Raw genomic sequence first — 21,434 nt, 5'->3', positions numbered from 1 at the left:
TGGGCTGACAGTCCTGCTGCGCTGCGGTGTCCAGGCTTTCAGGAATGTGGGAGAATGCAGCAATACTGAAACGAGGTCTATTATGGATTTATGCGGTTACGACGTCGGCCTGGATCGGCCCTTTTTCCTGATCGCTGGCCCTTGTGTTATTGAGTCGCGCCAGATGGCGTTCGACACAGCGGGGCAATTGGTTGAGATCACCGCGGCTCTGGGTATTCCCTTTATCTACAAGAGCTCGTTTGACAAAGCCAACCGCAGTTCAGGCAAGTCCTATCGCGGCCCCGGCATGGCGGAAGGCTTGCAGATTCTGGCCGATGTGCGTTCCCACTACAAGGTGCCTGTCCTGACGGATGTGCACGATAAAGATCAGGTCGACGATGTGGCCGCCGTGGTGGATGTGCTGCAAACACCGGCATTTTTGTGTCGTCAGACGGACTTTATCCAAGCCTGCGCCGCGACGCTGAAACCCGTCAACATCAAGAAAGGCCAGTTCCTGGCCCCTCAGGATATGGTGCAGGTAGTGGAAAAGGCGCGTGCGGCTGCACTGGAAATGGGCGGAGATGGCTCCACCATCATGGTCTGTGAACGTGGCGCCTCGTTTGGCTATAACAATCTGGTATCGGACATGCGCTCCTTGGCGATTATGCGTGCCACCGAGTGCCCTGTCGTATTTGATGCCACTCACTCGGTGCAATTGCCGGGCGGGCAGGGGACCTCGTCGGGTGGTCAGCGCGAATTTGTTCCGGTATTGGCACGTGCTGCGGTGGCTGCCGGGGTGTCGGGCGTTTTCATGGAAACCCACCCTAATCCCGACAAGGCCCTGTCCGATGGCCCGAATGCTGTTCCGTTATCACAGATGGCAGACTTGTTGCGGACACTGCAACAGATTGATTCGATTGTTAAAAACAGCGGTGCCTTGCAGCACGGCTATTAAAGGTAGTTGGGAGACACTATGTCCGCATATTTGATTGCTAATGTTGAAGTCAGCAACCCCGAGCAGTACAAGCAATACCAGGAATTTTCCAGCATTGCCATGAAAACCCACAACGTGAAAGTTCTGGTGCGGGGTGGTGAAACGATTGCCCTGGAAGGGAATGCGCCTGTGCGTACTGTGGTGATGGAGTTTGATACTCTGGAACAGGCCCAGGCGTTCCATGATTCCGAGGAATACCGTCGCGCCCGCAAAGCCCGTGAAGGTGCTGCCAAAATGACCATGTACGTGGTGCAAGGGCTGTAAAAAGCAGCTTATGTTCTGCTGGAACGCGTGAAAAAGAGAGTGTGGAAACACTCTCTTTTTTTTTGGATGAGCACTTAGCGCCTGCCAGGCCTGAGCGAGGCTGTTGGTGCTGCCTGGCTCTGGGGTGTAAAGGGGGGCGGGGCAAGGTAGGAGCCAGCAAAGGACAGATCTTTGTGATCGGGGAGAGAGCCTTGAACTTGCCCTGAGGCGATGGGGGGCGGCTTATGAAGCGTAGACAGATCAAGCCGGGAGCTTAAAAGCGGGAATCACGCAGGGCGGGCAGCGTCAGTTCGCGTACAAAGCTGGCGGGGGACAATTGCAGCAGGCTGCGCACGATTGTGAGCACGTCATGCACGGGAATAGTCTCACCCAAGTCTCGTTGAGCTGCCGCCTGGAGGGGGACGTCCAGTCCATCCGTGGTGTTCAGGTATCCCAGTTGCAGGCAGGTGACCGCCAACCCTTGATCGCGGTAGCCTTCGCGCAGGCTGTCTGCCAAGCCATTCAAGGCAAATTTTGTGGCCCCGAACGCTACTTCGGGACGACCACTTTGGCGCAGCCCCGACGTTGAGCCCGTCAGAATCAAACGAGGCTGGCTACTGCGCAGCAGATAGGGCAGCAAGTGGCGCAGGGTCAATAAGGCACCCGTCAGGTTGACATCGACCAGGCGACGCAGTGCCTGGTCGGATTGCGACAGGAAATCATATTGCTCGGTGAACGCCGTGTCTTCCCAGATACCCAGGTTATAGATCAGTACGTCCAGTGCATCGGGGCAGGCGGCGGCCAGCGCTGGCGCGGCGTCGGCGTGGGAGAGATCGGCGCTGATCCAATGCTGCTTGGAAAAGGCGTCCGGGGGTAAAGCGCTGCTTGCCGCAGCAGGAGCTCGTCTGGCTACGCCGTGCATCGAATGTCCGTCTTGCGCCAGACCATCCATCAAGGCGCGCCCCAGGCCCATACTGGCGCCCACAATCATGATGTCCATGCACTTTTCCTGTAAGCAGATTCTGCGGTGAGTCGGTTTTCTTCCAGATCGTTATTGTGAACCAGTTGGATTGGGTCGACTGAGATTCAGCGCTCGCTTGTCAGGTTTTTAACTGTCCCGTAAAATCATTGACTAGGCAATTATTGTTTGGTCAATAAAATGGCAAAGGTATCGGAAACAGAACAAAAAAACCCAGGTCGTGTCTTGTCGGTCACCGAATCCATTCTGGCGATGATGGGGCTGTGCTTTGTGGTGATGTTGGTCGCCATTGATCAGACCGTCGTGGGCACGGCTTTGCCTACTATTGTCTCGGAGCTGCATGGCTTTGAGCTGTACGCCTGGGTTGCGACCGCCTACTTGCTCACGTCCGTGATCACCGTGCCGATTTTCGGGCGCCTGGGGGATTTTTATGGACGCCGCCGGTTTGTGCTGGTGTCCATCGTGCTGTTTACGCTGGCCTCTGTGCTTTGTGGTATGGCGCAAAGCATGATGCAACTGGTGCTGGCCCGAGGGTTGCAGGGCGTGGCCGGTGGTATGTTGGTTGGCACTGCCTTTGCCTGCGTTCCGGACCTGTTTCCTGACCCACGGGTGCGCTTGCGTTGGCAGGTCATGCTAAGCGCCTCGTTTGGTATTGCCAATGGCATTGGGCCGTTTCTGGGCGGGGTGCTGACCCAATACTATGGATGGCGCTCGGTGTTCTATGTGAATTTACCGGTGGGTTTGCTCAGTCTGTATTTCGTTTATCGCTACCTGCCGCAGATTCGGCATTTTCGTCAGGACAAGGTCCGTCTGGATTGGCTCGGGGCTGTGTTGCTGATGATCGGCTTGGCGTGCATTCAGTTGCTGGTGGAATTGCTGCCGCTCTATGGGGGCAGTTACCTGATGGTGTTGCTGGGACTATGTAGTCTGGTCGCATTTTCGCTGTTGGTCGCCTGGGAGCGTCGAGTAGCTGAGCCTTTGCTGCCCTTGGTGTTGTTTAGTAGCCCCGCCCAATTGTCTCTGCTGGTGTTATCGGCTGGCCTAGGCTTTATCTTGTTCGGGCTTTTGTTTTATGCCCCCTTATTGTTGCAGGGCGGGTACGGGTTGCGGCCGCAAACTGCGGGCCTCTTGATTACCCCGCTGGTCGTGTTCATTACGGTAGGCAGTATTATCAATGGCCGCACAATTACTCGTTTGCGGCGCCCTGCCATGATGTTGTATCTGGGGCTGGTACTGCTCACCATCGCGTGTCTGGGTATGGTGTTTAACAGGAAAACCGACCCGCATTGGCATTTCGTGCTGTATGCCACGCTTGCCGGTACGGGAGTGGGCTGCATCATGCCCAATCTGACGGTGTTTGCGCAGGAAATTGTCGAGCGCTCCATGTTGGGGATAACGACGGCCATGCTACAGTCCATGCGCATGGTGGGCGGCATGTTGGGAACCGCTGTGATCGGAACGCTGATCAATTACCAGTACGGCGAGGCCATTCGCACTCAGTTGGTCGCCTTGCCCGAAACAGTGGCTCATGCTTTGCAAGACCCGCAGGTACTGATGAGTGTCAGTGAACAGACGCAGTTTCTGGAGCAGGCGGGGGAGCAGGGGCAGATGTATCTGGGCTTGGCCCGCGATGCCCTGGCACATGCCGTCAATATGGGCATGGCGGTGACCTTGCTGCTGATCGTCTGGTGTTTCTATTGGGTACGTAAGGTGCCACCGATACGATTTACTCGTCAAGAACAGTCTTGAGCATGATGAACGAATTCCCGCAACTTCAAGCGGCGCAACAATTGGGGCGCACGTATCGCAGTTTGATGGCCGCGTTTGACCAGCAATTGGGCATGCCCTTGCCCCGCTGGCGTATTTTGATTGGCTTGTATCAAGAAAATGGCTGCCTGTCTCAAAAGCAACTGGTACGCTTGTTGCGCATTGATCCAGCCGCGGTAACCCGGCAGCTCAAAAGCATTGAAACCCTGGGTTTGATCGAACGGTTCACCGATGAGCAGGACAATCGTCTCACCAATGTGCGCCTTAGTCAGGCGGGGCGTGAGCTGGTGGAAGCCACATTGCCCCGGCGGCGGCGCCTGGTTGAAGCCATGCTGCAGGACTTTTCCGATCAGGATTTGAACCAGCTGATTACCTTGTTGAGCAACTGGGAGAGCGCCTTGCTCAAAGCGGGCGACAAAGATTTACTTTGAGACGCATCGGTACTTTTTGTATTTACAGAGACGCCGCCTAGTCTCGGAATTTCTGGTGATAATAAACACGTGCCGGTTCCAGCTGCGTAAGGGCCACGGTATGAATCCGGGCTTTTTTCCAGCTTTCGAAACCAGACATGGCACGGCTGTGTCATGGGCAGGTACAATCCTGTTTTAGCAGGAGGGCAGGGGGCGCAGATTGCAAGGTAGCGGTCGCGCTTGCTGATCTTTTCAACTTCCAGGCCAGGCGCCTTTTCCAGTCGATCTTCCGATTGGCCCGGCGCAGTAGGCCCGGCAGCAGGATTGTTTAACTTATCTAGCTTAATGCTACTTCAGGCAGGACTGTCAAAATCATGAGTGCAATCGTAGATATTATTGGCCGCGAGATTCTGGACTCCCGTGGTAATCCAACGGTGGAGTGTGATGTATTGCTCGAGTCGGGTGCAATGGGGCGTGCCTCCGTGCCGTCTGGCGCATCCACGGGTGCTCGCGAAGCGTTGGAGCTGCGTGATGGTGACAAGAGCCGTTACCTGGGTAAAGGCGTCTTGCGTGCTGTCGAAAATCTGAACACAGAAATCTCCGAAGCGTTGATGGGTCTGGATGCGCAGGAACAAACCTTTATCGATCGCACCCTGATCGAACTGGACGGCACCGAAGACAAGAGCCGCCTGGGCGCCAACGCCATGCTGGCTGCCAGTATGGCGGTGGCTCGTGCTGCTGCCGATGACTCAGGCCTGTCCCTGTACCGCTATTTTGGCGGCAGTGGTGCCATGGCCATGCCTGTACCGATGATGAACGTCATCAACGGTGGTGCGCACGCCAACAACACCCTGGACCTGCAAGAGTTCATGATCATGCCCGTGGGCGCCAAGAGCTTTCGCGAATCCTTGCGTATGGGTGCCGAAGTGTTCCATACACTCAAAGGCCTGATCCACGACCAAGGCATGTCCACCGCCGTGGGCGACGAGGGTGGTTTTGCTCCTAACGTGGCCAACCACGAAGCGGCTATCGAGTTGATTCTGCGTGCTATCGAACAAGCAGGCTATGAAGCCGGTACGCAAATTGCACTGGCTCTGGACTGCGCAGCGTCCGAGTTTTACCGTGACGGCAAATACCACCTGGCTGGCGAAGGCGGCGTGTCTCTAAGCTCGCAAGACTTTGCCAATCTGTTGGCTAACTGGTGCGACAAGTACCCCATCATCTCCATCGAAGACGGGATGGCCGAGGACGACTGGGATGGCTGGCGCATTCTGAGCCAGCAACTGGGCGACAAGATCCAGTTGGTGGGTGATGATTTGTTTGTAACCAATACCAAGATCCTGAAAAAGGGTATCGAGATGGGTATTGGCAACTCCATCCTTATCAAGATCAATCAGATCGGCACCTTGACCGAGACTTTCGCCGCCATCGAGATGGCCAAGCGAGCCGGTTATACCGCTGTTATTTCGCACCGTTCCGGCGAAACCGAAGACTCCACTATTGCTGACATCGCCGTGGCAACCAACGCCATGCAGATCAAGACAGGCTCCTTGTCCCGTTCCGATCGCATGTCCAAGTACAACCAGTTGTTGCGTATTGAAGAAGAATTGGCAGAAGTTGCTACCTTCCCAGGTCGCGAAGCGTTCTATAATCTGCGCTAATTCTGTTTGAGGAACCGGGTCGCAAGACCCGGTTCTTATATCACCATGCGCCTTATTGTTCTGCTGCTGCTATGTCTGACCCTGATCACCCATTACGCATTATGGTGGGGCAAGGGCGGCTGGCTGGATGTACGGCAAATGCAGACCAGGCTGGTCGCGCAAAAAGAAACCAATGAAGCCCTGACGGCGCGCAACAACGCTTTGCTGGCCGAGGTTCAGGATTTACGTTCGGGAACCCACGCTGTCGAAGAGCGTGCCCGCAGCGAGTTTGGCATGATGCGGGAAGGCGAGATTTTTGTGCAGATTGTGCCTCCCGGTGGTTCGTCGGCCACGAATGCCAATCCGCGATAACAAGCAGCGCGCAATGTGCGGCTAGAACGGCTGATCAGCCAGTTCATTTCTGATGATTCTTCTGTTGTGTGTTTGGATCGGTGATCCGGGCTTTGTGGCGCCCTTCGTTGTTGAGACTGGCTGATGCGTCGATTAGTAGCAGGCGGGGTTTGGGGGCGGGGCTGGAGCTCCTCCTGAGTCTGGAGTGGGGGCGGCAGGCTGTGGAGAAAGCGAACCCGTGTCTGACCCAGGGGCAGCACCATCCCATGACGGTAGACGGGCATTCACGTCCGGTGAGGGCGTTTTCGCGGGCTCCCGTTCTGCTAACCCGCTTGTTTGGGAAACGGGCAAGACACGCGTGTTCTCAAGCTGCTGGGCATAGATGACTCGACCGTCAGCCAGATCATTCCACTGTACGGCATCAGATTGCATGGGGTGTTTGATTTCCAGGCGTAGCCACACTGCTGTCGACCCCACGGGGTTAGGCATACTCAGGGCAAGCTTGGGTAGCAGACGAAGCAAGGAAAGGGGCCCGGGCTTATGGGCGTAGAGTAGATACAAATGTAGTGTGTTGGCCTGGTAAATGCTGGGGCCGCTATGGCTGCTTTGTTCCGCTTGTTGCGCCTGCCAGCCCTGGGTAATGCTGGTTCGCCCCCCATGCAGCCTGGAAGGTCTGCCATGCAATATAAAAGCCTGTGCTGAGGGAGACAGAATCTGGATTTGCCACTGATCGTGCAGTGGCACTTTGGCAGCGGCCAGTGTTTGGCTGAATGCCACGGCAATGGTTTCAGGCCGGGCATGATGCACGCTGGCTTGGCGGGCTGCTTGTAGCAGGCCGTGCTGCAGACGCACGCGTAAGGAGTACAGCGTCAAGACGTCCAGCACCAGCCAGCTGAGCAGAATCATGGCTAGAAGGGCTCCCAGAATGTGAGAGCCCGCCAGGCCCGATTGGCGATGTGATGAGAGAAAGAAATCAGCCATGATGTTGCCATCATGGCTGATTGTCCTTGAGCCTGATAGAAGCACTTGTACCGGCGTAGTGCTTCGTAGGGATCAGGGCTTAGTGCAGGGTGTCATCACCGGGCTGCGTATCCCCTTTATCGACAAACAGAGAGGCGCAATCAATTGCGTCGTATTGATAGGGCTTGCCGCAAAAATTGCAGGACACATTGATCGTGTCTTGCTCTGCCAGCATCTGTTCGATTTCTGCCTGTCCCAGCATGCGCAGCATATTGCTGACCCGTTGACGGGAACAGGGGCAGTGCCAACGCACGGATTGGGGTTCAAAGACCTGCAGGTCTTCTTCCCAGAACAGACGGTGAATAAGGGTATCGCTGTCCAGCTGCAGCAGTTCCTGCGTCTGGACGGTTGAGCCCAGCGCCAGCGCACGCTCCCAGGTGTCCAGGTTCTGAGCCAGGCTGTGGCCACCTTGTGGCGGGATGCGTTGCAACAAAAGGCCCGCGCATCGGTTTTCATCTGCAGCCAGCCACAGGTGAGTATCCAATTGCTCGGAGGTACGCATATAGGTTTGCAATACCTCGGCAACAGTCTCGCCTTCCAGAGGGACGACGCCCTGATAAGGGCGGAAGTCCTTGCTGCTTTGGCGTGGCGCCAGCACGACGGTAAAGCGGCCCTGGCCCTGTGGATTCAGCAGGGTTTGCAAGGTGCCCGTTTGGGGGACAGGATGATTTTCGCGCAGGGACACGGTAGCGCGGATGTCCATGTCCGAGGTGCATTCGACGACCAGCAGGGCAATTGGGCCATCGCCTTGAATCTGTAGAATCAAGGAGCCATCGAACTTGAGATTGCCGGCCAGCAGCACCGAGGCCGCAACCAGTTCACCCAGCAGGTCGCGGATGCAGGCAGGATAGTGCTGATGCTCCAGACCCATTTGCCAGGCTTGCTCAAGATGAACAATCTGGGCGCGTGTGCTTTGGTCGGCGAACAGGTATTTTTTTAAAATGTCAGTCATGACTTTGCTGTACTACTAAAAAATGAAGAGGCAGCTTGCCCGATCAGGCAGCAGCCGAGCTAACCCGGCTTGGGCGCGCATTGATCAGACGAGTCTTGCTAAGACGGTCGTGCAGGAACTGCTGGTCTTTGTCGAACCAGGTCCAGATAAAGTTCAGAAACGGCGTAAAGACGATAAGCAGGTCTGTGGAGGCAAAACCTGTGTAGCCAGACAGGAGCTGAACCAGCAATGCCCCGAGCAAGGGCAGGGGCCATAGCAGAATATAACGCAGCACCAGGGTGCGCAGGGCAGGAATCTGGCCGTGCTCGTCAACCAGGCGTATATGCCAGGTCTTCATGGGCAAGGTTTGACCCACTTTGCGCCAGCACAGCACAAAGTACACCCCCAGAGCAATGAACAGAACGACCTGACGCACATGCCGCAGATCCAGGCCGCTACGGCTTTGGGTCAAGGTATCGAACAGATAGCCAGTGGTAAAAATGACGCCAAACAGCAGAATGGATTCATACATCATGCAGGCAAAGCGTCGCCAGCGGCCTGGGGTAGTAAAGGAGGGTGTCATGGTGCGTCTTGATGCAGGGAAGACTTCCATTATCGCGTATATCGCCTGCTAACGGAATGCTGCCCGTTCAGGGCTGACCAGCAAGGTGTGCTGGGGTCTGGAACACGGCCTGGTGTCGAGAGAAGCGTTAAAAATGTGAGCGGTAACCATGATATGGGGGGCTTGTCCCCATAAACAAGGGCCAAGCCATTTGCATGGTCCTGGCCCTTGTCGCCTTTTACAAGACTGCTTGACGCTTATTCAGCGCTGGCCGAGTCTTCGCTGGCGTCCGAGGCTGCATCGTTATTGCGATAACTGGCCGGAACCATGTCAAAACAGAACAGGCGGCAATCCAGCGCACCGTTATACAAGGGGTAACGGCGCTTGGGTTTGAGGCGCATATGACGTGGCAGCTCCAGGTCGCTGCTGATCATGTTTACGCTCCAGTTGGCAAAGTTCTGCTTGAGGTTACTGGCCCAGCTGGGCCAGAAGTCCTCGTCCTGATGGTCCAGACGCTCTCCGTAAGGAGGATTGGTCACAATCCAGCCAGCTTCTGTTTCGGGGCGAATCTTCAGGGCATCGCCCTGTTCGAAGCGAATCGTCTCCAAGGTCAGGTGCGAGCGCTCCAGGTTGGAACGGGCGGCATCCAGAACGGTGGGGTTGATGTCGTAGCCAATCAGCGGGGTGTCCAGACGAGGGGCGATCATGGAACGCGCTTCGTCCTTGATGTCACGCCACAGACGCTGATCATGGCAGCGCAGGCGTTCGAAGTGGAATGGACGCCAGATGCCGGGAGGAGCCCCCAGAGCCATCCAGGCGGCTTCGATAAGAATGGTGCCGCTACCGCAGAAGGGGTCGATCAAGGGTTTGCTTGGGTCCCATCCTGACAGGACCAGCAGACCGGCTGCCAGGTTTTCACGCAAGGGGGCGTCGCCCTTGTCATGACGCCAGCCGCGTTTGAACAAGGACTCGCCGCTGGTGTCCAGATAGAAAGTGGCCGTGGTCTCGTCCAGGAACAAATGTACCTTGGCGTCGGGGCGCACCGTGTCGATCGAGGGACGGGCACCTTCCAGGTCCCTGAGTCGGTCGCAAATTCCGTCTTTGGCGCGAAGATTGCAGTATTGCAGGCTTTGCATTGGACTGCGTACGGCCGAGGTATCGACACGCAGTGTGTGCTCGGGGCCAAACCAGCGCTCCCACGGCGTCACACGGGCCAAGGCCAGAATGTCTTCCTCGTTGGTGACAGGAGCATGCGAGACTTCCAGCAAAATGCGCGTCGCCAGTCGTGAGGACAGGTTAGCGCGCATGACGCCAATCCAGTCTGCATCAAAATGACAGCCGGCACGACCGGCCAGAACGTTTTCATAGCCCAGAGCCTGCAGCTCCAAAGCCAGTGCTTCTTCCAGTCCTTGAGGGCAGGGTGCAAACAACCGGTAGCGCTCGCCTTGCAGGGCCTTGACCTGGACACGCTCGTTTTGTTCGATATTGCTATCGGGCAGGCGTTGGCCGGGTTTAGGGGCCTGGGGGCTGTCTACACGCTGAATAGGGGAGACATACTGGGGGAAAGCGTCAGAATCACTGGCCGGACTAAACAGCCCGCTAGGCATATTGCCAGCCGCAGGGCGCTCTGAGGATTCGGAGTTGTCTTTGAAGGTAGGCCGTTCACGCCGTTCACCGGAGAACTCGCGACGCTCACCGGATTGTGGACGGCTGTCGCGGTCACGGTTGAATGCGGGGCGTTCGCGACGCTCACCGGAGAACTCGCGACGCTCACCGGATTGTGGGCGGCTGTCGCGGTCGCGGTTGAATGCGGGGCGTTCACGGCGCTCACCGGAGAACTCACGACGTTCACCGGATTGTGGGCGGCTGTCGCGGTCGCGGTTGAATGCGGGGCGTTCACGGCGCTCGCCGGAGAACTCACGACGTTCACCCGATTGTGGGCGGCTGTCGCGGTCGCGGTTAAATGCGGGGCGTTCGCGACGCTCACCGGAGAACTCGCGACGCTCACCCGATTGTGGGCGGCTGTCGCGGTCGCGGTTAAATGCGGGGCGTTCACGGCGCTCGCCGGAGAACTCACGACGTTCACCCGATTGTGGGCGGCTGTCGCGGTCACGGTTGAATGCGGGGCGTTCACGGCGCTCACCGGAGAACTCGCGACGTTCACCCGATTGTGGGCGGCTGTCGCGGTCGCGGTTAAATGCGGGGCGTTCACGGCGCTCACCGGAGAACTCGCGACGCTCACCCGATTGTGGGCGGCTGTCGCGGTCGCGGTTAAATGCGGGGCGTTCACGGCGCTCGCCGGAGAACTCACGACGTTCACCCGATTGTGGGCGGCTGTCGCGGTCACGGTTAAATGCGGGGCGTTCACGGCGCTCCTGATCGCGCTTTTCTACGTAGGGACGGGCCTCTCGTTGGGCACCGCCCTGGCGGTCCTGCTGCAGGCTGGCTGCTCGGGCGCGTGCACCCGAACGCACGCGGGGTTCCGCGTTGCTGGCTTTCTTTTTGGCGCCTGGGTTCAGGCTTAGTGTCTTGCGTTCAGATTGGTCTGACATGAATAAGGTATTAGAAGGGTTTTATAACCACCAGGATGAGGACCAGCAGCAGAACGATGACCGGAATTTCATTGAACCAGCGGAAGAATACGTGTGAGCGGTTTTGCTGTCCTTGCTGGAACTGCCGCAGATAGCGTCCGCACACACCGTGAAAGGCAAACAGAACCAGAACCAGGGTCAGCTTGGCGTGCATCCATCCCTGTCCTTTGCCTATGCCGTAATACAAAAACAGCCCCAGGCCCGTCAGCAAGGTCAGGACGGCTAGGGGCGCCATGAAGCGATACAGGCGTCGAGCCATGCCCAGCAGCGTTTCATGGGTTTTGGGGTCGTGCTCCTGGGCCAGGTTGACATAAATGCGGGGCAGGTAGAAGAGCCCGGCAAACCAGGAGGTCACAAACAGGATGTGAAAGGTCTTTAGCCAAAGCATCATTTAACCACGCATCTGGCCGTTGCCGTGCAACACCCATTTATAAGTCGTCAGCCCTTCCAGGCCGACTGGACCACGGGCATGAAGACGGTTGGTGGAAATGCCGATTTCGGCTCCCAGGCCATACTCGAAGCCGTCGGCAAAACAGGTGGGCAGGTTTACCATGACAGAGCTGGAATCGACTTCACGTTGGAAACGTTCGGCCTGGCTCAGGTTTTCCGTCACAATGGATTCGGTGTGTTCGGAGCTGTACTGAGCGATATGGTCCATGGCTTGATCCATGGAGTCCACAATGCGTACGGCCAGTATGGCCGCGGCAAACTCGGTCTCCCAATCCTCTTCGGTAGCGGGAGCGACATTGGCGACCAGCGCACGGGTCTGCTCACAGCCTCGTAGTTCCACGCCTTTTTCCTGTAGTTGGCGGGCCATTTCCGGCAGGAAAGCCGGCGCAATGCTGCGGTGAACCAACAAGGTCTCCATCGTGCCGCAAATACCATAGCGGTAGGTTTTGGCATTAAAGACAATACGATTGGCTTTTTCCAGATCGGCGAACTCGTCCACATAGACGTGGCAGTTGCCATCCAGATGCTTGATCAGCGGCACGGTTGCTTCGGCGCTCAGGCGTTGGATCAGGCTTTTGCCACCACGCGGCACGATGACGTCCACGTAGTCATTCATGGTCACCAGCAGGCCGACGGCATCGCGGTCGGTCGTGGGCACTACTTGCACGGCGTCTTTGGGCAATCCGGCGCGCTCCAGACTGTTGGAAATAATCTGCGCCAAAGCCTGGTTGGAGTGGAATGCTTCGCTGCCACCGCGCAAAATCGTGGCATTGCCCGATTTCAGGCACAGGGCGGCGGCGTCAATGGTCACGTTGGGGCGCGATTCGTAAATGATGCCGATCACGCCCAATGGCACGCGCATCTGGGCGACGCGCATGCCGTTGGGGCGAGTACGCGAGGCGCTGATCTGTCCGACCGGATCGTCCATGTCGGCAATCTGACGCAGGCCTGTGGTCATGATCTCCAGGGCACGGTCGGACAGGGCCAGACGCTCGATCATGGCCGGGGCAATCTGACGTTCACGTGCCGCTTGCAGGTCCAGCTCGTTGGCCGCCTGCAACTGGGCTTTTTGTTCAATCAGGGCGTCAGCCATGTAGCGCAGGGCGTCAGCCTTGGCTTTGCCGGTGGCGGCGCGCATGCGGCGTGCAGCAAGCTGGGCACGCTTGCCCAAATCTTGCATCATGGAGGACAGATCGCCGACCTGGGTGGCGGCAGAGGACTGGGTGATATCGTTCATAGCCGTGTAACTCTCCGGTTCAAGAGAGCATTATCGCAACAATTAAGACATTAAGGGGTATTGGACGCTTAGCGACGGGGCGCTTGTGTCGCGACCGCGATACGCATGGTCAGGCGGCGCATTTCTTCCCACGGGTCTTGCTGACGTCCGTTGGGGTGCAGGCCTTTAATCAAACGGTCTATATCGTGGGCGTGCAGAACCGAGGCGGGCCAGCTGTGGGGCGGGATGCGATCCAGCGCCTGGCGTACCAGTTTTTCACGCGGACCGAAAATGCGGTATTGACGAAACAGGTTGGATAAATCCATCCCTTGCTGACGCGCTTGCGACAGGCGCGCCAGGGTGCGGACCTCTTCACCCACGGCCCACAAGACCAGAGGCAAGGCCTCGCCTTCTGCCTGCAAGCCATCCAGTATGGTGAGCGCCCGTTGGCTATGGCCCGCCAGCATGGCGTCGCGCAGATCAAACACGCTGTATCGTGCCACATTCAGTACCGCGCTCTCCAGTTCTTGCTGGGTGAGCTGTCCAGGTGGGTAAATCAGGGCCAGTTTCTGGATTTCCTGATGCGCAGCCAACAGATTGCCCTCAACCTTGTCAGCCATCCATTCCAGGCTGTTGCGCTCCAGGCTTTGGTCCTGAGCCTGGAGGCGCTGGGCAATCCAGCCCGCCAGGGAGTGGCGACTGATGGGCTGAATTTCAACCCAGTAGGCCGCTTGTTCCAGAGCTTGACACCATTTGCTGTTGCGCGTGGCCTTGTCCAATCTGGGCAGTTGGATCAGAAAGCTGGTGCCGTCCATCTGGCCACCGCTAATCAGTTCGCACAGTTTTTGCAGGGCGTCGCCCCCCGGTTTGCCGGGTTTGCCACTGGGGATGTTGATATCCACCAGCTTTTGATCGCCAAACAAGGAGATGTTCTGGGCCACCGCAAATAGCTGGGACCAGTCTGCGCGTGCATCCAGCGTAAAGCTGCTGCGTTCTGTAAAACCATCCTGACGGGCACGGGCGCGTACCGCGTCGGCTGCTTCAACCAGCAAGAGGGGCTCGTCGCCAGACACCACATAAAGTGGTTGGAAAGCGGCGGATGGCGTAGCCAGTTCGCGCAGCAAGGTGTCGTGGTCGGCCCTGCGTCCCATACTTACAACGGCGCCTGTTCTCGCGCGGGCAGCAGTTCCATCTCTTCCATCGAGCTGGCCTCGGGCTGACTGCGCAGGAAGTGGTAGGCGCTGGCGACATCGGGAGAGCTCAGGCGGCGCACGATTCGGTTGATCAGTGACTGTTCCATGTCACGGAAAATCATCTCGATCTCGCTGTCTTTGGCCTGAACCGCTTCAGCGTCATAAGGCACCTCTCGAATCACGTTCAAGGTGGTGGGAGGCAGGATGGGGCGGCCCTTGGCGTCCAGCAGTTCAAACACGAAGGTCAGCTGCAGTTCGTACTCTTCCACCTGACCTTTGGCGTTGATGGAGATCTCACGTTGATTACGGTTGAGCGAGAGCTGTTGCAAGAGGGCCTCTGCCTCTTGCGGGCGCTCAACAAAGCGGGTCTGCGGCGAGCTGGCCGATAAAGTGCGGCGCAGGTTCGCGCCAAAAGCGCTGTTGTCCGTAATGTTCGTGTATAGCGTGTCAAACGGCAGCGGAGACACGCCTTTCAGATGGAAACCGCAGGCGGTCAACACCAGGCTGAGCAGGACGATCAGGCCCGCCAGTCCCCAGAACCTGGGTGCAGGAGCAGACATGGAGCTGGAAGAAAATAGGCGGGCTGAGTGCATGATTAACCTACGACGTTAACGAGTTTGCCGGGCACGACGATAATGCGTTTGGCAGGGCGGCCTTCCAAATACTTGAGCACGGCGGCGTGTTGGGCAGCGGCTTGTTCAATGGCGGCTTTTTCTGCTCCCTGAGGCACGACCAGTGAGCCGCGCAGCTTGCCGTTGACTTGCAGCATCAGTTCAATTTCGTCGGCAATCAAGGCCTGTTCATCAACGTCGGGCCAGGCTGCATCGAGCAGATCACCCAGCGTATCAGCCCAACCCAGCTCACGCCACAACTGCCAGGTGATGTGGGGGACAACCGGGTACAGAACACGCAACAGGATGGAGGTGGTCTCGGCCAGCGCACGTTGTGCTGCCGGTGTGTCTTCCCACTGCGTCTGTTCCAGCGTGTTGAGCATTTTCATGCACGCCGAAACAACCGTGTTGTATTGAATGCGCTCGTAATCGTAATTGGCTTGCTTGAGCAGCGAGTGAATTTCCAGGCGTGCGCGCTTGGCAGCGGCGTCCAGATCACTCCAATCGGTAGCTTGGGCGTTGCCGGCGCGCAGCGCATCGGCGTGGTTGTAGCAGAAGGCCCACAGGCGACGCAGGAAGCGGTTGGCGCCATCCACACCCGAATCAGACCACTCCAGCGTCTGTTCTGGCGGGCTGGCGAACATGATGAACAGGCGGGCGGTGTCCGCACCCAGCGTGTCGATCAGGGATTGAGGGTCCACGCCGTTGTTCTTGGACTTGGACATGGTGCCAATGCCGTTGTACTGCACGGGCTGACCATCGCTCTTTAAGCGGGCACCGATAATCGCGCCTTTTTCGTCGTAAACGTTTTCGACAGTTTCAGGCCAGAAGTATTCGATACCCCCTTGTGGGGTGCGGCGGGTGTAGCTGTGGTTCAGCACCATGCCCTGGCACAGCAGGCGGGTGAAGGGCTCGTCAATCTTGACCAGGCCCATGTCGCGCATGACTTTGGTCCAGAAGCGGGCGTACAGCAAGTGCAGCACAGCGTGTTCGATACCACCGATGTACTGATCCATGGGCATCCAGTAATCGGTGCGTGGATCGGTCATGGAATCGTTCAGATTGGGTGTGGTGTAGCGCAGGAAGTACCAGGACGAGTCCACAAAGGTGTCCATGGTATCTGTTTCACGGCGTGCGGGTTTGCCACAAGAAGGGCAAGCGCACTTCAGGAAGGCGTCATGCTTGTTCAGCGGGTTGCCGCTGCCATCGGGAATCAGCTCTTCGGGCAAGACCACGGGCAGATCTTTTTCTGGAACAGGAACCGGTCCGCAATCGTCGCAGTGGATGATCGGGATCGGGGTGCCCCAGTAACGCTGACGGGAAATGCCCCAGTCGCGCAGACGATAGGTGGTTTGTTTTTCGCCCAGTTCCTTGGCGTTCAGGTCTGCGGCAATGGCATCCACGGCCGCGACGTGCGTCAGGCCGTCGTACTTGCCGGAATTGATGGTTTGACCTTGCTGCTTGTCGCCGTACCAGTCTTGCCATTGGGTGGCGTCGTATTCCTTGCCTTCTACCCCAATGACCTGATTGATAGGCAATTGGTATTTCAGGGCGAAGGCGAAGTCGCGCTCGTCGTGAGCAGGCACGCCCATCACGGCACCGTCACCGTAGCTCATCAAGACATAGTTACCGACCCAGACAGGAACGTCCGCGCCCGTCAAGGGGTGCTTGACGCTCAGGCCGGTCGGCAGACCTTCTTTTTCGCGGGTAGCCATGTCGGCTTCCGTGGTGCCGCCTTTCTTGCATTCTTCAATAAAGGCCGTCAGCTCGGGATTGTTGCGGGCAGCCAGGGCAGCCAGCGGGTGCTCAGGAGCAACCGCACAGAAGGTAACGCCCATGATGGTGTCCACGCGGGTGGTGAACACGTACAGACGACCGTCCTGAATCAGTTGGCCTTGCTCGTCACGAATGTCGTGAGGGAACGCAAAGCGTACGCCCTGGCTCTTGCCGATCCAGTTCTCCTGCATCAGGCGTACACGCTCGGGCCATCCGGGCAGGCCGGTTTTCACGGTATCCAGCAGCTCTTCGGCGTAATCGGTAATGCGCAGGTAGTAGCCGGGGATTTCACGCTTTTCAACCAGCGCACCGGAGCGCCAGCCACGGCCTTCAATAACCTGTTCGTTGGCCAGAACGGTTTGGTCCACTGGGTCCCAGTTCACCGTCTGGGTCTTGCGGTAGGCAATGCCTTTTTCCAGCATCTTCAGGAACAGCCACTGGTTCCATTTGTAGTATTCAGGATCGCAGGCGCACATTTCGCGCGACCAGTCGATTGCCAGCCCCATCGCCTGCATCTGCTTTTTCATGTAGGCGATATTGTCGTAAGTCCACTTGGCAGGCGGCACTTGTGACTTGATGGCGGCGTTTTCGGCGGGCATGCCAAAAGCATCCCAGCCCATGGGCATGAGAACGTTAAAACCGCGCATGCGTAGCTGGCGCGCCATCATGTCGTTGATGGTGTAGTTGCGCACGTGGCCCATGTGTAGCTTGCCACTGGGGTAGGGCAGCATGGAGCATGCGTAAAACTTGGGTTTGAGCGAGCCATCCGGAGCGGTGGCGTTCTCGACGGCACGATAGGCGTCCCGATCGGTCCAGTTTTGCTGAGCGAGTTGTTCGACCTCGCTGGGGTTGTAACGTTCCTGCATGAGTGGCAATACCGTTTTAGACAGAAGTAAAGGAGTATCCGCCATTATACGGGGCAAATCTCGCTGTGGACGGCTGCAAGGCGGGCAGTGTGCATGAACGTAATGGCAGACAGGAGGTGGGCCTGCCACAGCAGCCCGTGAAGGGCAAAAAAAACCCCTGCAGGGCAGGGGCTTTTTTGAAAACCAATCCGCTGCAGGAGCGGGCGCGAATTAACGCAGCTTGGTTTCTTTGTACTCGACGTGCTTGCGAACGACGGGGTCAAATTTCTTGATCACCATCTTTTCAGGCATGTTGCGCTTGTTTTTGGTGGTGGTGTAGAAGTGACCCGTACCGGCGGACGATTCGAGTTTGATTTTTTCGCGTATACCTTTTGCCATGATGAGCTCCTGGTTAAATGTTTAAGAAGCGCAGCTTAGTACTTTTCGCCGCGGGAGCGCATTTCGGCCAGAACGGAGTCGATACCGTTCTTGTCGATCGTGCGGATAGCGTTAGCGGAAACGCGCAGGCGAACCCAGCGGTTTTCACTTTCAACCCAGAAACGACGGGACTGCAGGTTTGGCAGGAAGCGACGCTTGGTCTTATTGTTGGCGTGCGAAACATTGTTGCCCGACATTGGGCCTTTTCCGGTCACTTGGCATACGCGTGCCATGGTCATACCCCTTGAGATCTAAATCAGCCTCCGCTAAACGAAAAAAGCCGCGGGCGATTGTAAAATTAGGATCGTGTTAACCCCAGTGCTGGGGTACAAAGAAGATTATTCTAATATGGAAAAATCACTTAGATCAAGTTTTACCGTGCTTTCCTTGCTGCATTGCGGCCAAACAGCCACGATAAGACACCACAGCCGGCCAGGACCGCGGTCAGGGGCAAGGCATCGGAAGATGCCCAACTGCTGACTGCAAAACCGGCCAGGGCGCCACACAGCATTTGCAAGGCTCCCATCAGGGCGGAGGCGGTTCCCAGGCGATGGCCCTGTTCGGACAGGGCCAGGGCGGCGGAGTTGGGGTTTACAAAACCCTGACAAGCCATAAAGCCCATTAAGGTCACCATCAACCAGGTCAGGTCCAGCATGCCTAGCAGGGTCAAAATGGCACCCAGCAGGGTAACGATCACCTGCAGTCCCTGTGCCACGCGCAACAAAGTGGGTGGGCTATACGTATTGAGCAAACGGGCGCTGACTTGAGAGAAAACAATCAGACAGGCGGCATTGGCGCCAAAATAAAAACCGAAATGACGCGGCTCGACAGAAAATAAATCAATAAAGACGCGGGGCGATCCGGCGATATAGGCAAACATGCCCGCAGAACTGAAACCGGCGGCCAGGGAATAAAACATGAAGGGCCGGTCGCGCAGCAAGGCGCTGTAATTATGAGCGATCAATTTAGGTTGCAATGGCAGCACACGCTCGGGAGCGAGCGACTCTTTCATGGTGAAAAAAGTCAGCAGCCAGAGCAAGATGCCACTGCCGGTCATGAAGAAGAAAATGCCTCGCCAGTCACTGAACAGCAGGATCTGGCCGCCGATCAGAGGCGCCAGAATAGGCATCACTCCCATGATAAGCATTAGCATGGACAAGGCGCGGGCGGCTTCCCGGGTTTCAAAGCGATCGCGGATGACCGCGCGTGGGATCGCCATACCGGCCGCGCCCCCAAAGGCCTGGATAATGCGCCAGACAGTAAGCTCATCAATCGTGCTGGCGCGAGCACAGAAAAAAGAGGCCAATGTAAAGAGCAGGACGCCAAACAGCAGCGGCCGCTTGCGCCCGAAGCGGTCTGCCATGGGGCCATAGACCAGTTGCGCCAGGCCCACGCCCAGCAGAAAACCGGCCAGCGTGCGCTCTACCATGCCCGCCGAGGTATTCAGGCCCTGGGCCATCGCCGGGAAGGCGGGCAGGTACATATCAATGGCCAGGGGGCCCAGGGCAGTGAGCAGCCCCATCAAAACGAGCCAGGGAGGAAATGCAGGAGAGTGGTTGCGTGTCATCGGGCCAAGTATTAAGGTGAGGCAGATCCTGGCCGAGAGCCTGAACCCACTACCGTCTGCCGCGCATCAATACAAGCCGATGCAAAGGGCCAAAGGCAGGCAGTTTAGCATGGGGGACGATCAATTTCGGCGTAAGTGCTTTAGGTTTGAAGTACACGGTCCGTGACTTTGGTGCAACGGATTTAGGGTCAAGATGTATTAGGCTACAGGATTGACGGCTTACGGGCGGTGTGTCGACACAGATGGCACATCGTCATCTTTGTTTGTTTACATACAAGGAGGCGAAGTTGAGTTCAATTTCATCAATGGTCCAGGCCAAACTCGATCAGCTCAGCATTCCGGTTCGGCTGACCCTGCCTAGCGGGGAGCAGGTGGGCGATGCCAATGCGTCAGTGCATCTGAGCATCAAGGACAATGCGACGCTGGCGCAGTTGGCTGCCGGACAATCGGGTCAGTTGGGCGAGGCCTATGTGGAAGGGCGCATGGATTTTGAAGGCTCCATGCGGGATCTGATGCAACTGGCCGCCGATATTTTGCCCGGTTCGCCTGTTGATGCAGCCCAAGCAGGCTGGCTGACTTCGATCATCAAGCACTTGACCTCCGTGTGGCGTCACACTCAGGAAAAGGACGCCAGGCAGATTCAGTTTCATTATGATTTGTCGGACGACTTCTATGCCTTGTGGCTGGACCCTCGCCGGGTCTATTCCTGCGCCTATTATCGTGAACCGGACATGACACTGGCGCAGGCTCAGGAAGCAAAGCTGGATCTCATTTGCCGCAAGCTGCGTTTGCAGCCCGGCGAGCGCTTTCTGGATGTAGGGGCCGGATGGGGTGGATTGTTGATGTGGGCCGCCGAAAACTACGATGTGGATGTAACAGGCATCACCCTGTCTCGTAACCAGCATGCCTATGTGAACGGGCTGATCGAGCAAAAAGGCCTGTCGGGCCGGGCCCGCATGATGTTGCTCGATTATCGCGAGCTGGATGAACTCAAACCGTATGACAAACTGGCGTCGGTGGGGATGTTCGAGCATGTGGGCCGCGCTCAGCTCAGCGCCTATTTTGACAAGCTGCGGCGTTTGGTAAAGCCAGGGGGGCTGATTCTCAATCATGGCATTACCGCCGGTGGGGTTGACAATAGCCAGCTGGGAGCGGGAATGGGCGACTTCATCGAGAAATATATTTTCCCTGGTGGAGAGCTGACCCATATCAGTCACGTCTTGCGTCACTTGGCCGAGGGAGGCTTGGAGGGGCTGGATATTGAGAATTTGCGCCCTCACTATGCCCGTACCTTATGGGCCTGGAGCGACGCCTTGGAGAAACAGTTGGATAAAGCCAGGGCAACCCTTAATTCCGAGCAGGGGGAAAAGTCCCTGCGTGCCTACCGGGTGTACTTGGCCGGCTGCGCGATGGGGTTTGAGCACGGCTGGATTGCGCTTCATCAGGTTTTGGCTCAGGCACAAAGCGCTGTCAGGGCGCAGGAGCTGGATTACGCGCCGAACTTGATGTACCCCTGGCGCCGGGATTATATGTACCAGCGCTAACTTCTTGTTTTAAATGGCAAATGACAAGGTTTGATGCCTTGTCATTTGTTTTTCTCGTGCACGTAACGACCCTGGCAGCGCTTCGTTCCTGAGATTTTGAATTAATAAGTAACAAAAAAAAATTCATAAAATGGCTAAAACCACGTCAAACAAGGGTTTTGTTGTGTTTTTACCATTGACATATTCGCTGTTTTTTCGGTTTTTATACGGTAAGAATTTGTTTTTGATTGCAAAGGGCCGTAGAATGGCCTCCTTATCAGATTCATCAATTCGATTCAGAACCGCCCGAACAGCGTGTTTTGTTCGCAGCAATCATCGCCCCGCGCG

General features: G+C 57.1%; 20 protein-coding genes. 7 read left to right on the top strand and 13 right to left on the bottom strand.

The window, feature by feature from the left end:
* Positions 1-82: 82 nt before the first annotated feature.
* Positions 83-934, top strand: coding sequence for a 3-deoxy-8-phosphooctulonate synthase (kdsA, locus tag FE795_RS11880; protein WP_003800897.1), 852 nt, complete (start codon positions 83-85; stop codon positions 932-934).
* 18 nt (positions 935-952) lie between these two features.
* Positions 953-1,237: a DUF1330 domain-containing protein gene (locus tag FE795_RS11875; RefSeq protein ID WP_059317988.1), complete on the top strand. Its 285-nt coding sequence runs from the start codon at positions 953-955 to the stop codon at positions 1,235-1,237.
* Between the two features lie 253 nt (positions 1,238-1,490).
* Here FE795_RS11875 and FE795_RS11870 read toward each other — a convergent pair whose 3' ends face one another.
* Entirely contained in the window at positions 1,491-2,216 is a 726-nt protein-coding gene (locus FE795_RS11870) for an SDR family NAD(P)-dependent oxidoreductase (RefSeq protein ID WP_131070725.1), read from the bottom strand.
* A 159-nt stretch (positions 2,217-2,375) separates the two neighbouring features.
* Between FE795_RS11870 and FE795_RS11865 the strand changes: the two genes are divergently transcribed.
* The 4 genes from FE795_RS11865 (at position 2,376) to ftsB (ending at position 6,384) form a co-directional block, all read left to right on the top strand.
* On the top strand, positions 2,376-3,944 hold the full coding sequence (locus FE795_RS11865) for an MDR family MFS transporter (protein ID WP_131070724.1): 1,569 nt from the start codon (positions 2,376-2,378) through the stop codon (positions 3,942-3,944).
* Between the two features lie 2 nt (positions 3,945-3,946).
* Positions 3,947-4,393 carry a MarR family winged helix-turn-helix transcriptional regulator gene (locus FE795_RS11860; RefSeq protein ID WP_003800890.1) on the top strand — a complete coding sequence of 149 codons (447 nt, stop codon included), beginning with the start codon at positions 3,947-3,949 and terminating at the stop codon, positions 4,391-4,393.
* A 353-nt stretch (positions 4,394-4,746) separates the two neighbouring features.
* Positions 4,747-6,033, top strand: coding sequence for a phosphopyruvate hydratase (eno, locus tag FE795_RS11855; RefSeq protein ID WP_003800888.1), 1,287 nt, complete (start codon positions 4,747-4,749; stop codon positions 6,031-6,033).
* 45 nt (positions 6,034-6,078) lie between these two features.
* A complete protein-coding gene (ftsB, locus tag FE795_RS11850; protein WP_003800886.1) occupies positions 6,079-6,384 on the top strand; it encodes a cell division protein FtsB in 306 nt (101 codons plus the stop codon).
* Positions 6,385-6,516: 132 nt separating this feature from the next.
* Here ftsB and FE795_RS11845 read toward each other — a convergent pair whose 3' ends face one another.
* The 12 genes from FE795_RS11845 to FE795_RS11790 form a co-directional block, all read right to left on the bottom strand.
* Complete coding sequence (locus tag FE795_RS11845) at positions 6,517-7,344, bottom strand: hypothetical protein (protein ID WP_131070723.1); 828 nt, start codon at positions 7,342-7,344, stop codon at positions 6,517-6,519.
* Positions 7,345-7,423: 79 nt separating this feature from the next.
* The gene (gene hslO, locus FE795_RS11840; protein WP_003800884.1) at positions 7,424-8,335 is read right to left on the bottom strand and encodes an Hsp33 family molecular chaperone HslO; all 912 of its coding nucleotides are present in this window, start codon (positions 8,333-8,335) and stop codon (positions 7,424-7,426) included.
* A 43-nt stretch (positions 8,336-8,378) separates the two neighbouring features.
* The gene (locus FE795_RS11835) at positions 8,379-8,897 is read right to left on the bottom strand and encodes an RDD family protein (protein WP_131070722.1); all 519 of its coding nucleotides are present in this window, start codon (positions 8,895-8,897) and stop codon (positions 8,379-8,381) included.
* A gap of 236 nt (positions 8,898-9,133) precedes the next feature.
* Positions 9,134-11,428, bottom strand: a complete 2,295-nt coding sequence (locus tag FE795_RS17455; RefSeq protein WP_219234943.1) for a THUMP domain-containing protein — start codon at positions 11,426-11,428, stop codon at positions 9,134-9,136.
* 10 nt (positions 11,429-11,438) lie between these two features.
* On the bottom strand, positions 11,439-11,855 hold the full coding sequence (locus tag FE795_RS11825; protein ID WP_003802776.1) for a CopD family protein: 417 nt from the start codon (positions 11,853-11,855) through the stop codon (positions 11,439-11,441).
* 3 nt (positions 11,856-11,858) lie between these two features.
* Entirely contained in the window at positions 11,859-13,154 is a 1,296-nt protein-coding gene (locus FE795_RS11820; RefSeq protein ID WP_131070721.1) for a glutamate-5-semialdehyde dehydrogenase, read from the bottom strand.
* 68 nt (positions 13,155-13,222) lie between these two features.
* Positions 13,223-14,284, bottom strand: a complete 1,062-nt coding sequence (gene holA, locus FE795_RS11815) for a DNA polymerase III subunit delta (RefSeq protein ID WP_003802778.1) — start codon at positions 14,282-14,284, stop codon at positions 13,223-13,225.
* Positions 14,285-14,286: 2 nt separating this feature from the next.
* A complete protein-coding gene (locus FE795_RS11810; protein ID WP_003802779.1) occupies positions 14,287-14,919 on the bottom strand; it encodes an LPS-assembly lipoprotein LptE in 633 nt (210 codons plus the stop codon).
* 2 nt (positions 14,920-14,921) lie between these two features.
* A complete protein-coding gene (gene leuS / locus FE795_RS11805; protein WP_059317982.1) occupies positions 14,922-17,579 on the bottom strand; it encodes a leucine--tRNA ligase in 2,658 nt (885 codons plus the stop codon).
* 210 nt (positions 17,580-17,789) lie between these two features.
* Complete coding sequence (gene rpmG, locus FE795_RS11800) at positions 17,790-17,957, bottom strand: 50S ribosomal protein L33 (protein WP_003802781.1); 168 nt, start codon at positions 17,955-17,957, stop codon at positions 17,790-17,792.
* A gap of 35 nt (positions 17,958-17,992) precedes the next feature.
* A complete protein-coding gene (rpmB, locus tag FE795_RS11795) occupies positions 17,993-18,229 on the bottom strand; it encodes a 50S ribosomal protein L28 (RefSeq protein ID WP_003802782.1) in 237 nt (78 codons plus the stop codon).
* Positions 18,230-18,369: 140 nt separating this feature from the next.
* On the bottom strand, positions 18,370-19,518 hold the full coding sequence (locus FE795_RS11790) for a Bcr/CflA family multidrug efflux MFS transporter (RefSeq protein WP_059317981.1): 1,149 nt from the start codon (positions 19,516-19,518) through the stop codon (positions 18,370-18,372).
* Positions 19,519-19,868: 350 nt separating this feature from the next.
* Here FE795_RS11790 and FE795_RS11785 point away from each other — a divergent pair, with 350 nt between their 5' ends.
* Positions 19,869-21,107 (top strand): class I SAM-dependent methyltransferase, encoded by a 1,239-nt coding sequence (locus FE795_RS11785; RefSeq protein ID WP_003802786.1) that lies wholly within the window; start codon positions 19,869-19,871, stop codon positions 21,105-21,107.
* The last annotated feature ends 327 nt before the right edge of the window (positions 21,108-21,434 follow it).

The organism is Alcaligenes ammonioxydans, assembly GCF_019343455.1.
GTDB lineage: Bacteria > Pseudomonadota > Gammaproteobacteria > Burkholderiales > Burkholderiaceae_B > Alcaligenes > Alcaligenes ammonioxydans.
The sequence above is the reverse complement of the archived record's forward strand: the minus strand, read 5'-3'. Positions and strand labels throughout refer to the sequence as shown.